General features: G+C 67.8%; 12 protein-coding genes. 9 read left to right on the top strand and 3 right to left on the bottom strand.

Translation table 11 applies throughout. From position 1 onward, the window contains the following. Positions 1–37 precede the first annotated feature (37 nt). Positions 38–970: a tRNA glutamyl-Q(34) synthetase GluQRS gene (gluQRS, locus tag WG924_RS23760; protein ID WP_345935531.1), complete on the bottom strand. Its 933-nt coding sequence runs from the start codon at positions 968–970 to the stop codon at positions 38–40. Positions 971–1,251: 281 nt separating this feature from the next. Here gluQRS and WG924_RS23755 point away from each other — a divergent pair, with 281 nt between their 5' ends. The 8 genes from WG924_RS23755 (at position 1,252) to WG924_RS23720 (ending at position 10,018) form a co-directional block, all read left to right on the top strand. After that, entirely contained in the window at positions 1,252–2,250 is a 999-nt protein-coding gene (locus tag WG924_RS23755; protein WP_345935529.1) for a hydroxymethylglutaryl-CoA lyase-like TIM-barrel protein, read from the top strand. Between the two features lie 66 nt (positions 2,251–2,316). Beyond that, complete coding sequence (locus WG924_RS23750; RefSeq protein ID WP_345935528.1) at positions 2,317–3,081, top strand: iron-containing redox enzyme family protein; 765 nt, start codon at positions 2,317–2,319, stop codon at positions 3,079–3,081. 81 nt (positions 3,082–3,162) lie between these two features. After that, positions 3,163–4,110 (top strand): aminotransferase class IV, encoded by a 948-nt coding sequence (locus WG924_RS23745; protein WP_345935527.1) that lies wholly within the window; start codon positions 3,163–3,165, stop codon positions 4,108–4,110. Positions 4,111–4,158: 48 nt separating this feature from the next. Further along, positions 4,159–5,562: a hypothetical protein gene (locus WG924_RS23740; RefSeq protein ID WP_345935526.1), complete on the top strand. Its 1,404-nt coding sequence runs from the start codon at positions 4,159–4,161 to the stop codon at positions 5,560–5,562. A 45-nt stretch (positions 5,563–5,607) separates the two neighbouring features. Then, the gene (locus WG924_RS23735) at positions 5,608–6,330 is read left to right on the top strand and encodes an RraA family protein (RefSeq protein WP_345935525.1); all 723 of its coding nucleotides are present in this window, start codon (positions 5,608–5,610) and stop codon (positions 6,328–6,330) included. Positions 6,331–6,420: 90 nt separating this feature from the next. Continuing rightward, entirely contained in the window at positions 6,421–7,875 is a 1,455-nt protein-coding gene (locus tag WG924_RS23730; protein WP_345935524.1) for a sensor histidine kinase, read from the top strand. 114 nt (positions 7,876–7,989) lie between these two features. Next, positions 7,990–8,694, top strand: a complete 705-nt coding sequence (locus tag WG924_RS23725; RefSeq protein ID WP_412767145.1) for an HNH endonuclease — start codon at positions 7,990–7,992, stop codon at positions 8,692–8,694. A 106-nt stretch (positions 8,695–8,800) separates the two neighbouring features. Beyond that, positions 8,801–10,018 carry a pyridoxal phosphate-dependent aminotransferase gene (locus tag WG924_RS23720; RefSeq protein ID WP_345935523.1) on the top strand — a complete coding sequence of 406 codons (1,218 nt, stop codon included), beginning with the start codon at positions 8,801–8,803 and terminating at the stop codon, positions 10,016–10,018. Between the two features lie 48 nt (positions 10,019–10,066). On the opposite strand, the gene WG924_RS23715 is transcribed toward WG924_RS23720, so the two are convergent. Next, positions 10,067–10,675, bottom strand: coding sequence for a demethoxyubiquinone hydroxylase family protein (locus WG924_RS23715; protein ID WP_372044864.1), 609 nt, complete (start codon positions 10,673–10,675; stop codon positions 10,067–10,069). A 33-nt stretch (positions 10,676–10,708) separates the two neighbouring features. Then, positions 10,709–11,260 carry a disulfide bond formation protein B gene (locus WG924_RS23710; protein ID WP_345935522.1) on the bottom strand — a complete coding sequence of 184 codons (552 nt, stop codon included), beginning with the start codon at positions 11,258–11,260 and terminating at the stop codon, positions 10,709–10,711. Between the two features lie 330 nt (positions 11,261–11,590). Here WG924_RS23710 and WG924_RS23705 point away from each other — a divergent pair, with 330 nt between their 5' ends. Beyond that, positions 11,591–12,847, top strand: coding sequence for a TAXI family TRAP transporter solute-binding subunit (locus tag WG924_RS23705; protein ID WP_345935521.1), 1,257 nt, complete (start codon positions 11,591–11,593; stop codon positions 12,845–12,847). Positions 12,848–12,998 lie beyond the last annotated feature (151 nt).

Here is a 12,998-nt window from a genome sequence, read left to right as displayed (position 1 = left end):
CAAGGCGGGGTGTTGTGTCGTCGGGGGCGCGGGCCGGTCAGATGGTTGCCGTGCCGGCCGGGCCCAGCCCCAGACGGCGGCGGATCTCGGCGGGTGTCACCCCGGCGGCACGCAGATCGGGCAGCCGCACACCGGGGGTGCGCTTGGCCAGCCGCTGACCGCGGTCGTCGGTCAGCAGGCGGTGGTGCTGCCAGACCGGGACCGGCCAGCCCATCAGGGCCTGCAGCAGCCGGTGCAGATGGGTGGCGGCCCGCAGATCCCGGCCGCGCACGACATGGGTGATGCCCTGATGCGCATCATCATGGCTGACCGCCAGATGATAGCTGGCCGGCACATCCTTGCGTGCCAGAACCACATCCCCGTGAATGGCAGGCGTGGCCGCGATCCGGTGGGGTCGACCGTCCCGGATCTCGACCCAGCCGAGCGGGCCTGCCGCTGAGATCGCCGCCGTCATGTCCAGGCGCAGGGCATGGGGCTCTCCCGCCGCCAGCCTTGTCTGGCGGTGGGCCGTGCTCAGCCGCCGGCAGGTGCCGGGATAAAGCGGGCCGTCGGGGCCCATCGGCGGCGGGCCATGCGGCGCCGAGGCGCTGGCCGCGATTTCAGCCGCGATATCGCCCCGGGTGCAGAAGCACGGATAGACCAGCCCGCGCGCCGACAGGTCATCCAGCACAACCCGATAGTCGCCGAAATGCGCCGACTGGTGCCGCACCGGTTCATCCCATGTGATGCCCAGCCAGGCGAGGTCGTCGAGCAGGGCCGCCAGGAATTCGGGCCGGCAGCGCTGGGTGTCGATGTCTTCGATCCGCAATATGAAACACCCGCCATGCCGCCTGGCCAGATCATGGGCGGTCAGCGCCGACAGCGCATGGCCCAGATGCAGCCGCCCGGTGGGGCTGGGCGCGAAGCGGGTGACCAGCTGACGTGCCGGTGTCATCACCGCGTCTGCGGTTTCTGCGGCTGTCAGCGTCATCGGCGCTCCCCTTCAGCCCTTTTGCGGCGCAACTCAACCATGGGACGATCAGAAAAAAGGATAATTGACTCTAGAGGCATTGTTCCCCGACTATATCAACCAAGGGTCGTTTATCTTTGGTTTCATGATCTGGAATGGTGCGTTCTGGCGCCATGATCATATCGCCGGGGATAGGGCGGCCGACAGTCGAGCGTTCGGGGTGAGGCACAGGCAGTGTCGGCTCCGGACGACTTCATGGTCGACGGCAGCTTGCGGGCTGGCCCAGCTTCAGGTGTGACATCGTGACGATACGGGTCATCGACGTGACACTCCGCGACGGCGGATATGTCAACGATCACAGGTTTACGCCGAGCCAAGCCTCTGCCCTGGTGGCGGGGCTCGCGGCATCGGGACTGGATTATATCGAAGTCGGCTATTACCGGCCTCAGGACGAAGCTTTGTATGACGGCCGGCCGGCGGCCTGCTGCCCGGCATGGTATCTGGAACAGATGCGCCGTGTCTCGGGTGCGGCCGGGCTGACGGTGATGGCGCATGTCCATCAGGTGGGTCTGGACGATTATGCCCGGCTGGCCGATCAGGGCGTGCGTCTGGTGCGCATGCCGGCGACGCCGGCCCGGATCGACGCGGCGCTGGTGCATGCCGAGCGGATCCGCAGCCTGGGCATGGATGCCGCCATCAACCTGATCCGTGCCTCGGAGCAGCCGCTGGATCTGGCGCCCGACGTGGCGCGCAGGTCGCGCGATGCCGGGGTCACCTGGTTCTATATCGCCGACAGCAATGGCGGCCTGTACCCGCATGAGGTGGCGCGCCGCATCGGCGACATCGTGGCGGCGGTGCCGGCGCATGGCGGTGGCGGCGCGGGCATGGGCATCGGCTTTCATGCCCATGACGGCCTCAGGCTGGGCTTCGCCAATACGCTGGCGGCGCTGGATGCCGGCGTCACCATCGTCGACGGGTCGCTCGGCGGCATGGGCAAGGGCGGCGGCAACTGCCAGACCGAGGCGCTGGCGGTGTACATGCACCGCAGCACCGGCCGGCCTTATGACCATCAGACCCTGGCCGGACTGATCCGCGATCATCTGCATGACTGGGTCGATCCGCGTTCGTCGGCGCTTTACGAGAACTGCCTCGCCGCCGCGCTGAACCTCAATCTCGATGATCTGAGGGCGCTGCGGGATGAACAGATCCGCAATGGCACCAGCTTCCTGACCCTGCTGGCCGACCGGCTGTCGGCGCAGCATCCGGTCGAGGCCGATCTTGCGGTGCGTGGCGCCGCCTGACAGTGCGTTCCGGTTGTTCAACATCCACACCGATCAAGCTCAAACCGATCAAATGGAAGGTCCGACATGAGCGACTTCGTCCAGACGCTCGACGCGATGATTGCCGAGCGCAAGAAGATGACCAGCCCGCTCTATCAGCTGATCATGAGCGGCAACGCCACGCAGCGCCTGCTGCAGAATTTCGTGATGCACCGCTGGCCGATCAAGAACTTCTGGACCCGCAACATCCTGGGTATCGCCTCGCGGATCGATGATTACGATCTGCGCATCTCGCTGGTCGAGAACATCTATGAGGAAGAGACCGGCCGGCTGACCGACAGCCGCCGCCATCTGCTGTCCTTCGTCGATTTCGGCAATGCGGTCGGCGTGACCATGGATGACATCAAGTCGGCGCCGCTGCTGCCCGAAACCCAGGCCGTGGTCGACCACAATGTCGGCGTCTGCAACAACACCTCGGTGCATTTCACCGCCGGCGTCGCATCGGTGCTGCTGCTGATGGAAGGCCAGCCGCCGATCGTCAGCCCCAACAAGCGCTCGATGCTCGACGTGATGCGCGACATCTATCAGCTTCCACCCTCGGGCTATGATTATTTCGTCCATCATGCCTCGTCGACCGAGGCCGACAATCATGTCAGCGAGTTGGAAGACGAGCATGCCTCGGTGGCGCGTGAGCTTCTGCGCCGCTATGCGGCGACCCCGGAATTGCAGGACCAGTGCATCCGGATGCTGGCCCGCGCGCTGGATCTGCGTCACGCCCATTTCGACGCGATGCTGACGCGGTTCTACGAGCCCGGCGAGGCGCCGTTCCGCTATCAGGAAGCCGCTGCCTGACGAGATCGCATGCCCTGTCTGTGCCGTTCGCCGGCACGGACAGGGCACGCGCGACTGCCCCCCAATGGAAGCCACGACATCATGCCGATGCCTGAGCGCAGCCCGAAAACCTATCCGCTCTGCTTTCATGACGGCGCCGTGGTGCCGTGGGAACAGGCGACACTGCATGCGGCGAGCATTGCGCTGCGCTATGCGGTGTCGGTGTTTGAAGGCATCCGCATCTATCAGACCGATGACGGGCTGAAGGTGCTGGCGCTGGCGCCGCATCTGGACCGGCTGGCGCGCTCGGCGCAGATGATGTGGCTGCCCGATCCGGGCATCGACGGGCTCGGGCAGATCATCGCCGATCTGGTGGCGCGCAACGGCGCCGGGGGCGACTGCTATGTCCGGCCCTCGATCTCGGCCGGCAATCCGGGGGAACTGGGCCAGGCGGCGCAATCGCTGCTGACCGTGACCCTGACCGCGCAGGGCCGCAAGACCTGGCTGGCCGAAGACCGGCGCATGAAGCTGAAACTGTCGTCCTGGCAGCGCGCCCATGATCTGGCCTTCCCGTCATCGGCCAAGAACATCTCCAATTATGCCGGCGCGCGGATCGCGATGCTGGAAGCCAAGGCATCGGGGTTCGACAATGTCGTGCTGGCCAATGCCGATGGCTATCTGTCCGAGGCGCCGACCGCCATCCTGTTCCTGGTCCGCGACGGGCAGTTGCTGACGCCGGCGCTGTCGGAAGGCGTATTGCCCAGCATCACCCGCGCGCTGACGCTGGAGATCGCGGCCGAACTGGGCATCCCCGCCAGCGAAGGCCGGCTGACCCGCGCCGATGCCTGGACCGCCGACGAAGCCTTCCTGTGCGGCACCGGGCTTGAATATGCCTGTGTCGGCCAGATCGACGGCCATGTTCTGCGCCACGGCGCCGCCTCGCCGGTGTCGCAGCGGATCATCGCCCGCTATTTCGAACGCGCGCGCGACCCCCGTGCTGCCGCAGGCGACCTGATCCTGCCATCCGCCCCCCGGGCCGCCGTTGCCTGAGCGGGTCATCCTGCCTCCCTGTCTGACGATCCATCGGAGATCCACCCCATGACCACCGGTTCCACGATCGATTGGCATGCCGCCGCCGCAGCCCTGGCCGGGTTGATCGCCGAAGGTCCGGCCCTGGCCTGGCGGGTGCGCGAGGCTGTGGCGGCGGCGCCACGATTCCAGAACAAGGCCTTCGATCTGGCGCCGGCGCCGCTGATGGTGCGCGCCGACGCGGTGGCGCCGCTTGCCCGCGATCTGGAAGCCTATGTGGCGCTGCTGGAACGGGCGATGGCCGCTTATGCCGCCGACCCAGAGGTGCGGTCCTATATCGGCCTGGAGCCTGCGGAAGAGGCCGCGGCCCTTGCCCCGCACGGCCTGCCCAGCACGGTCAGGGTGTGCCGGATCGACGGCTATCCGGCCCTGCCCGACGGCCGGGTGATCATTCTTGAAAACAATGCCGACAGCCCGGCCGGCACCATGTTCACCGGCCGGATCAACGCCGTGGTCGATGCCCTGATCGAAGCGCCGCTGGCGGCGGCAGGGTTGCAGATCCGCAAGCTGCCGCTCGATGACGGCGCGCCGCTGCTGGAACGCTTCCTGGCCGATTACCGCGCCTGGGGCGGCAAGGCCGCCGATCCGGTGCTGGCCGTGCTGCAGGAGGATGGCAAGGCCAATGTCGAATCGATCGAGATGGCGGCCGCCTATTCGGCGCTGGGCACCCGCACCGTGGTGGCCGATCCGCGCCAGATCAGCTTTCGAGACGGCGGCGCCTGGCTGGGCGATCTGAAGATCGATCTGTGCTGGAACAAGATCAACACGGTCTATTGGCGCCGGCTGACCGCGGCGCATCCCGATCTGCTGCCGCGCTGGGTGGCGGCGGTGGAAGCGCGGTCGATCCTGCATCTGAACCCCTTCCCGGCCCGCTATGTGGCCGAAAGCAAGCGGATGCTGGGCCTGCTGCGCGAGCAGCACTTCGCCCATCACTTCACCGCCGATGAACGCGCGCTGGCCGAACGGCTGCTGCCCTGGGCCGCGAAGCTGGAAGAGGGCAAGTCGGTCAGCTTCGGCGGCGAGACCCACGACCTGCGCCAGTTGCTGCTGACCCGACCGCAGGACTGGGTGCTGAAGGAGCCCTATGACATCCGTGGTGATGGCGTGACCATCGGGCGCGACGTCGACCATGAGACCTGGGTCGCCAAGATCGATCAGGGCTTCGCCGAGGGCAATATCGCCCAGCGCTATATTCCGCCGCTGACCTATCCGATCCTGACCGATCTGGAGACCGGCGCCTGCGTGCCGATGAAGATCAGCCTGGACAGCTTCGTGTTCGGTGGCCGCTTCATCGGCTTCGGCGCCAAGGCCAGCAATAACGAGCGGGTCAATGTCTTCCAGGGGGGCCGCAAGCTGGCGGTGCGGGTGGCCGAGCCGCTGGCCGCGGCCGCCCTGGCATCGGATGCCGCCTGACCCTTTGCAATCCTCGATCGACCGCCGCAGAAAGCTGCCTGACCCATGACCGACCAGACCCCCCCTGTGACCCCTGCCGAGACCACGGCGACGGCGCCCCTCGACGATGCCAGCGTGCTGGCGGTGCTGTCGCGCGCCTCGACCGCCGCCGTGTCCGATGTGCTCGACATGCTGGGCTATGACAATGGCCTGCTGGGCATCCGGCCGCTTCAGGCCGGTCACCGGGTGTGCGGCCCGGCCTATACTGTGCGCTTCGAGCCGGTGGCCGCCGGCGAGCCGGCGCCTGCCGCCGATTACATCGAGGACGTGCCCGCGGGCCATGTGGTGCTGCTGGCCAATGACGGCCGCACCTGGTGCACGGTCTGGGGGGATATCCTGTCGGCGATCGCCAAGACCCGCGGCATCGCCGGCACGGTGATCGACGGCGCCTGCCGCGACGCCACCGAGATCATGGCAATCGGCTATCCGTTGTTCTCGCTGACGGCCTATATGAAATCGGGCAAGAACCGCGTGAAGATGACCGGCGCCCAGGTGCCGGTCACGGCCGGCGGCGCCCGGGTGGAGCCCGGCGACTGGCTGGTCGGCGATGACAGCGGCGTGGTGGTGGTGCCTGCCGCCCGGCGCGCCGAGGTGGCGGCGCTGGTGCAGGAGGTGGAGGCTATGGAGGCGCGGGTCATCGCCGATGTCCGGGCCGGCATCCCGCTGGCGGAAGCCCGCCGCCGCCAGGGATATAACCGTTTCGCGCTGAAGGTCGAGGCGCCGCGCTAGCCACCGTCGCGCCTTCCATGCGGAGAGATTGACATTCGTCGCATTCCCCGCTCCATGATTGCCGAACAGTCATGGAGGCGCTGGGACCACATGTATGATGCCGACACATATAGTGCCCTGCGGAATGCGCGCGTCGCGATGGAGGCGGCCCTGTCGCGCCGGGCGGCGATCGCCACACCACCGGGTGCGGTGGTCTCGGCATTGCTGATGCAGGACCATGTCGAGACGGCGTGGCTGATCGGCTGGACGGCGATGATGACCCTGGTGGCGCTGTTCCGCATTCCGGTGGCGAGCCGGGCAATGGACGCCGCCGCCCGGGGGGCGGTGACGACGTCGCAGCATCGTCTGGTGGCCGCCGGCATCGCCCTGTCGTCGCTGGGCTGGGGTATCGGCACGGCGGCGGGGTTGACCATCGACAGCCCGACCGCCCGGATGATCATGTCGGTGGTGCTGGTCGCGATCACGGCGATGGGCATCGCCTATGTGATGGACCGGACGTTGCTGGCGGCCTTTCTGGTGCCGCTGGTCATCCCGCCGGTCATCGTCATGCTGACCGGCGACCAGCCCAACAATCTGGCTCTTCTGGGCGGTTTCCTGCTGTTCCTGATCGTGTTTGGCAGTTTTGCCGACCGGTATCATCGCTGGATCGGCGATATGCTGCGGCTGAACATTGAGAACCGCCGCCTGCTGGCACGGCAGGCGAGCGATGCCGAACATATCCGGCATCTGGTGGCCGAACTCACCGCCACCAACGACCGCCTGCAACGCTCGCTGATCGACAGCGAGGCGGCGAACGATGCCAAGAGCCGGTTTCTGGGTCAGGTCAGCCACGAACTGCGCACGCCCTTGAATGCCATACTGGGCTATGCCGAAATCATCCGCGACCGGCTGTTCGGCGCCGACGAGGCGACCTTGCGGCGCTATAGCGAGCAGGCCGGCTATATCCATCGCTCGGGCCTTCTGCTGAAGGCGCTGATCGACGACCTGCTGGATGTGGCGCGGATCGAAAGCGGCCGTGCGCCCGTGCGGATCGCCGCCACCGATCTGTGGGCGGCGGTGGATGATGCCGTGACCACCATCCGCCCCGAGGCCGATGCCCGCCGCCAGACCGTGACCGTGAATGCCGATCGCGGCCTGCCCCTGGTTGCGGCCGATCCGCGGGCGCTGGCCCAGATTCTGAACAACCTGCTGACAAACGCCATCAAGTTCACGCCCGATGACGGCCATGTCTGGATCAGCGCCCGCCGGATCCGCGGCGAAGACGGGCAGCCGGCGGTGGCGCTGACGATCCGCGATGACGGCATCGGGATTCCGGCCGAGGCCATCGACCGGGTGTTTCATCCCTTCGAGCGCGGCGCCAATGCAGTGCGCCGGAACATCGAGGGCACCGGGCTGGGCCTGAGCATCAGCCGTGGTCTGGCCGAGGCGATGGGCGGGCGGCTGGCGATCGAACCCGGCCGGCAGCAGGGCGCTGCCGTGACGGTGACGCTTCATATACATGATCGATCATCGATGTCCGATGATGCAGTCATGGCCGGTCGGTGACGGGCGGAAATACAGCCTCTTGATCTTTCATGCAAGCATCACAATTCATTGCTATAGTTCTTCTCGCGAGGCGGGCATCCGCGCCCGCCCCGTTTCCAGAGGGAGACGGAGCCTGTGGGCCTATCCGCGAATGCCTGTCCGGCGTTGGTGCTTAACGCCGACTACCGACCGCTGAGTTATTTTCCGCTGTCGCTTTGGTCGTGGCAGGATTCGATCAAGGCCGTCTTCCTGGACCGCGTCGATATCCTGTCGGAATATGATGCCGTGGTGCACAGCCCGCGGCTTGAGATGCGGCTGCCGAGCGTGATTTCGCTGCGCAGCTATGTGCCGGTCAATCGCCGTCCGGCCTTCACCCGCTTCAATGTGTTCCTGCGCGACCGTTTCCGCTGCCAGTATTGCGGCCGGCGGTTCGCCACCGAGGAACTGACCTTCGACCATGTCATTCCGCGCGCCCGCGGCGGCACCACGAGCTGGCAGAACGTGGTCACCGCCTGCACGGCGTGCAACACCGCCAAGGGTGCCCGAACGCCGGCGCAATGCGGCATGACACTCAGATCCGTGCCCAAACCGCCGGACCTGACCGAACTTCAGGAAGCCGGGCGCCATTTTCCGCCCGGCAATTTACATTCCAGTTGGCGCGATTACCTGCATTATGCCGGGATGGGTCGTGTGCGCAGCGATGAGGCGGCGGAAAGCGGCGCGCTTGCCGCGCACACCACGCTGCGCGCCATCCAGAGCGAAGCCCAGGGCCGCGCCTTCCCGTCGGACATGACCGAGGGCGAGTATTGGGGCGTGCAGCTTCAGAACGATGACGACTGAACCCGTCTCCCGGCCCTGATCGCCTGTTGCGTTCATCCGCGCGATCCGCGACGATCTGCCGCGATGATCGCGGCATGGTGGCCACTGGTCCGGGGAGTGTGACTGCATGAACGGGCAGGGACTTGGCCTTTCAGATCGGGTCGCCGGCATGGCGAGCAACCAGATCGCCGATATCGCCAATCTGGGGCGCGATGACCCGGCGGTGATCAAGCTGTGGATCGGCGAGGGCGACCTCGCGACCCCCGATTTCATCCGCGAGGCCGCCGAGCAGGCGCTGCGCGACGGCCATACCCGCTATACCTATTCCCATGGCCTGCCGGCCTTGCGGCGGGCGCTGGCCGATTATCACGCCCGCCACTGGCGCGATGCCACCGGCGCGCCGCTGAGCCTGTCGCCCGACCGGTTCAGCGTCACCGCCGGCGGCGTGCAGGCGATGATGCAGGCCTTCCAGTCGATTCTGGAGCCGGGGGACGAGGTGATCGCCCCGGTGCCGACCTGGCCCAATCTGGCCGAGATCATCCGCATCAACGGCGGCCGCTTCGTGCCCGTGCCGTTCCGGGTGAGTGCCGCCGGCCGCTTCAGCCTGTCGCTGGACGATGTCGTGGCGGCGATCACGCCCCGCACCCGCGCGATCGCGATCAATTCACCCTCGAACCCCACCGGCTGGCTGATGCCGCGCGCGCAGATGGCGGCGCTGGTCGAGATCGCCCGTGCACGCGGGCTTTGGATCATGTCGGACGAGGTCTATGGCCATTTCACCGATCCCGATCCGGAGACCGGCCTGCCCCGGCCGGCACCGTCGTTCCTTGAGGTGACCACCCCCACCGACCGGCTGCTGGTGACCAACACCTTTTCCAAGAACTGGTGCATGACCGGCTGGCGGGCCGGCTGGATCATCTTTCCCGACGGCATGGGCCAGGTGTTCGAGAATCTGAGCCAGTACAACACCACCGGTGTCGCCACCTTCATTCAGCATGCGGCGATCGCGGCGCTGAACCAGGGCGATGACGGCATCCGCGCGCTGGTGCGGCGCACCATGGCCAGCCGCGATGTGCTGCTGGCGGCGCTGCAGGCGGTGCCGGGCCTGCGGATCGTGCGGCCGCAGGGCGGGTTCTATCTGTTCTTCGGCGTTCACGGCATGAATGACAGCTTCGCCACCGCCGTGCGCATCCTGCGCGAGGCGGGTGTGGGGCTGGCGCCGGGATCGGCCTTCGGGCCGGGGGGCGGGAACTTCCTCAGGCTGTGCTTCGCCATCGATCCGGCGCTGGCGACCGAGGCCGCGCGCCGGCTGACCGCGTTTTTCCAGGCGCCGGCCGAGGGCTGATCCGGCGCCGTTGCGCCCCAGAGCCCCTGTCCTCAGAGCCGCTGTACCTCAGAACCGCTGCGACAGCCAGATCGCGGCACGTGACCCGGCGCCGATCACCGCCTTCAGGCCACGATAGCCTGTCGCCCGTTCGGCGCCATGGGCAAGGCCGGTGTCGCGGTGTTCAAGCTCTTCGGCGCGGAAGCGTTCGATGGTGTCGCGCAATGGCGCCTCATCCGGGCCCAGCGCCTCGGCCTGGGCGCGATAATGGCGGTCGATCTCTTCCTCGACCGCGACCGTGCAGGCCATGGCGGCGCGGCTGCCCATCATCGCGGTCGCGGCGCCCAGCGCGAAGCCTGCCACATGCCACAGCGGCGACAGCACGGTGGGGCGCACCCGGCGCGCGACCATCATCCGGTTGAAGCTGTGCAGATGCACCTGTTCCTGCGCCGCCATGTGGCGGATGGTGGCACCATGCGGCCCTTTACCCATCACCGCCAACTGGCCCTGATAGATCCGCGCCGCGCCATATTCCCCCGCCTGATCGACCCGGATCATCCGCTCGACCAGGGTTCGGGCGTCAGGGTCGCCGGGCAGGGCGCCGGCACCGGTGGGGGCGGTGCGCGGTGTCGGCACGGGCGTGGCGCCATCATGGTGCTGTGTGTGATCGGGGCGCATCGGTCGGGGGCCTCCGGGCATGTGCGATCTGTTCTAGCGCTTGAAGATATGGCGGGCGCCGCCCGCGGCAATCCCGGCCAGCAGCACCGAGATCAGCGCGTTCCATCCGGCCATGCTGATGCCCAGCAACGACCAGGCGATATCGGTGCAGGCGGCACGCGGCGCGCCGGCGATGGCCGCCCGCAAGGCCGCGATGTCGGTTGCGCCATCAGGGCTGGCGCCGCTGATCGTGCAGGCGGCGCTGGCCGTGACCCAGCCCTGTTCGACGCCGACATGATAGAGCCCGAGCCCCGCCGTCACCAGCAGCGCCAGCGCCATCACCGCGAGCGCGGCGCCCTGCACGCGCCGCGCCGGCGCCAGTGCCGTGACGGCACCCGCCACCAGCACCACCACCAGATGCGGCCAGCGCTGCCACAGGCACATCACGCAGGGTGCCAGCCCGCCCAGATATTGAAAGGCCAGCGCGCCGGCCAGCAGCGACAGGCTGCCGGCGCCGATGAACGGCACCACCGGCTCAATGCCACGGGCGGTGAAGCGCGCGCCAAGGCGGTCGGTCAGCCCCGGGCGTCTGTTCGACATGGTCATCGGGTGGTGGTCTCCGGTGAAAGCGTATGATCGGCGGCAGGTGGTCGGCGGCAGGCGGGGCGTGGGGGCAGATAGTTTGAACCACCGGTCTGCGACCGTTCGGTGATCGTCGTCACCACGGCTCGACGGATCGGGCGAGTGTGGCTTAAGATCATCCGGGCACGCAAGCACGCGGCCGCATCGCCGGGGATGGTGTCGCCCCGCCGCGCGATGACCGCTATCCTGCCCTATTCCCCACGCGGAGACCCGTGCGTCATGGCCCGCAAGATTCCGACCGCCGGTTCTGTCCCGTTTCAGTGGGGGACGGTCGTGTGCCCCGGACGCCATGCCTTGGGGCGCTATAGCTTGGGACGCCGTGCCACGGCGCTGGCCGCCAGCCTGCTGGCCGGGCTGTTCATGCTGTTGCCGCCCCAGATCGCCCGCGCGCAGGACGAGGCGATGCGTTTCTTCCGCATCGGCACCGGCTCAACCGCCGGCACCTATTTCCCGATCGGCGGCATTCTGGCCAATGCGGTCAGCAACCCGCCCGGGTCGCGCCCCTGCGAGGATGGCGGTGCCTGCGGCGTGCCCGGGCTGGTGGCCGTGGCGGTCACCACCCGAGGATCGGTCGACAATCTGCGTCTGCTGGCTGCGGGCCAGTTGGACAGCGCCTTGTCGCAGGCCGATGTGGCGGTGCTGGCCCAGACCGGGCGCGGTGCCGAGATCGGGGCACCCCTGATGCCGGATCTGCGCGCCATCGCCAGCCTGTATCCGGAAAGCCTGCATCTGGTGGCGCGAAACGGCAGCGGCATCAGCGATATCAAGGATCTGGTCGGCAAACGGGTGTCGCTGGACCGCACCGGATCGGGCAGTCTGGTGGATGCGCGCCTGGTGCTGGCGGCGGCGGGCATTCCGCTGGAGGCGCTGGCGGTGGAAAATCTGGACCCGGAGGTTGCGGTCGACCATCTGCGCGACGGATCGCTGGACGCGTTTTTCTTTGTCGGCGGCTATCCGGCGGTATCGATCGGCGCCGCGATCGAGGATGGTGTCGCGGGGCTGGTGCCGCTGTCGGGGGCGTTGCGCGACGAGCTGGTCAGCCGGCACCCGTTCTTCGTTGAAGACGTGATCCCGCGCGATGCCTATAACCTGCCGGCCCCTGTGGGCACCGTCAGCGTGCGGGCGCTGTGGGTGGTGCGCGAGGGGCTGAACCCCGATCTGGTCTATGGCCTGACCCGCGCCTTGTGGAGCGCGCCGACCCGCAGCCTGCTGGATGCCGGCCATGCCAAGGGCCGGCTGATCCGGGTCGAGACCGCCAATCTGGGGGTCGGCGTTCCATTGCACGAGGGGGCTGCCCGATTCTATCGCGAATGGCAGGCGGCCCTCGACGCGGCGGCGGCGGCCGAGGATGCCGATGCGGCGACGGCGCCGCCCGATGCCGGCGCCACCCCGGATGCCGCCGGCCGCGAAGAACAGCCGGAGGATGCCGCCCCGGCGGCACCGCTCGACGATCTAGGCACGGCGCCGATCATCGACCGCGCCCCGGCCGAGACCGCGCCCGAGGCGCCGGTGCCCGACCACAAGCCCGGCACCCCGGCACCGGCGGATTGACGGCGCCGCAAGCATGTCGGGCGCTTTGCGTGCCAGGGCTCCGAATCCAGGTTAACGGAGAGGTAACCCGAGGATGGAAGCGAGGTATTTGACATCCCAGCCTGCGAGCTTGCGCCTGAGTTTCAGGCTCTTTTTGTCTGCGACCGCGCGG

It is taken from the genome of Tistrella arctica (assembly GCF_039630945.1).
Taxonomy (GTDB): domain Bacteria; phylum Pseudomonadota; class Alphaproteobacteria; order Tistrellales; family Tistrellaceae; genus Tistrella; species Tistrella bauzanensis.
The sequence above is the reverse complement of the archived record's forward strand: the minus strand, read 5'-3'. Positions and strand labels throughout refer to the sequence as shown.

What these genes read in the sequence shown, in the direction of transcription:
- gluQRS (WP_345935531.1), bottom strand. Translation starts at nt 970, where the DNA reads ATGACGCTGACAGCCGCAGAAACCGCAGACGCGGTGATGACACCGGCA.
- WG924_RS23750 (WP_345935528.1), top strand. Translation starts at nt 2,317, where the DNA reads ATGAGCGACTTCGTCCAGACGCTCGACGCGATGATTGCCGAGCGCAAG.
- WG924_RS23745 (WP_345935527.1), top strand. Translation starts at nt 3,163, where the DNA reads ATGCCGATGCCTGAGCGCAGCCCGAAAACCTATCCGCTCTGCTTTCAT.
- WG924_RS23740 (WP_345935526.1), top strand. Translation starts at nt 4,159, where the DNA reads ATGACCACCGGTTCCACGATCGATTGGCATGCCGCCGCCGCAGCCCTG.
- WG924_RS23735 (WP_345935525.1), top strand. Translation starts at nt 5,608, where the DNA reads ATGACCGACCAGACCCCCCCTGTGACCCCTGCCGAGACCACGGCGACG.
- WG924_RS23730 (WP_345935524.1), top strand. Translation starts at nt 6,421, where the DNA reads ATGTATGATGCCGACACATATAGTGCCCTGCGGAATGCGCGCGTCGCG.
- WG924_RS23720 (WP_345935523.1), top strand. Translation starts at nt 8,801, where the DNA reads ATGAACGGGCAGGGACTTGGCCTTTCAGATCGGGTCGCCGGCATGGCG.
- WG924_RS23715 (WP_372044864.1), bottom strand. Translation starts at nt 10,675, where the DNA reads ATGCGCCCCGATCACACACAGCACCATGATGGCGCCACGCCCGTGCCG.
- WG924_RS23710 (WP_345935522.1), bottom strand. Translation starts at nt 11,260, where the DNA reads ATGACCATGTCGAACAGACGCCCGGGGCTGACCGACCGCCTTGGCGCG.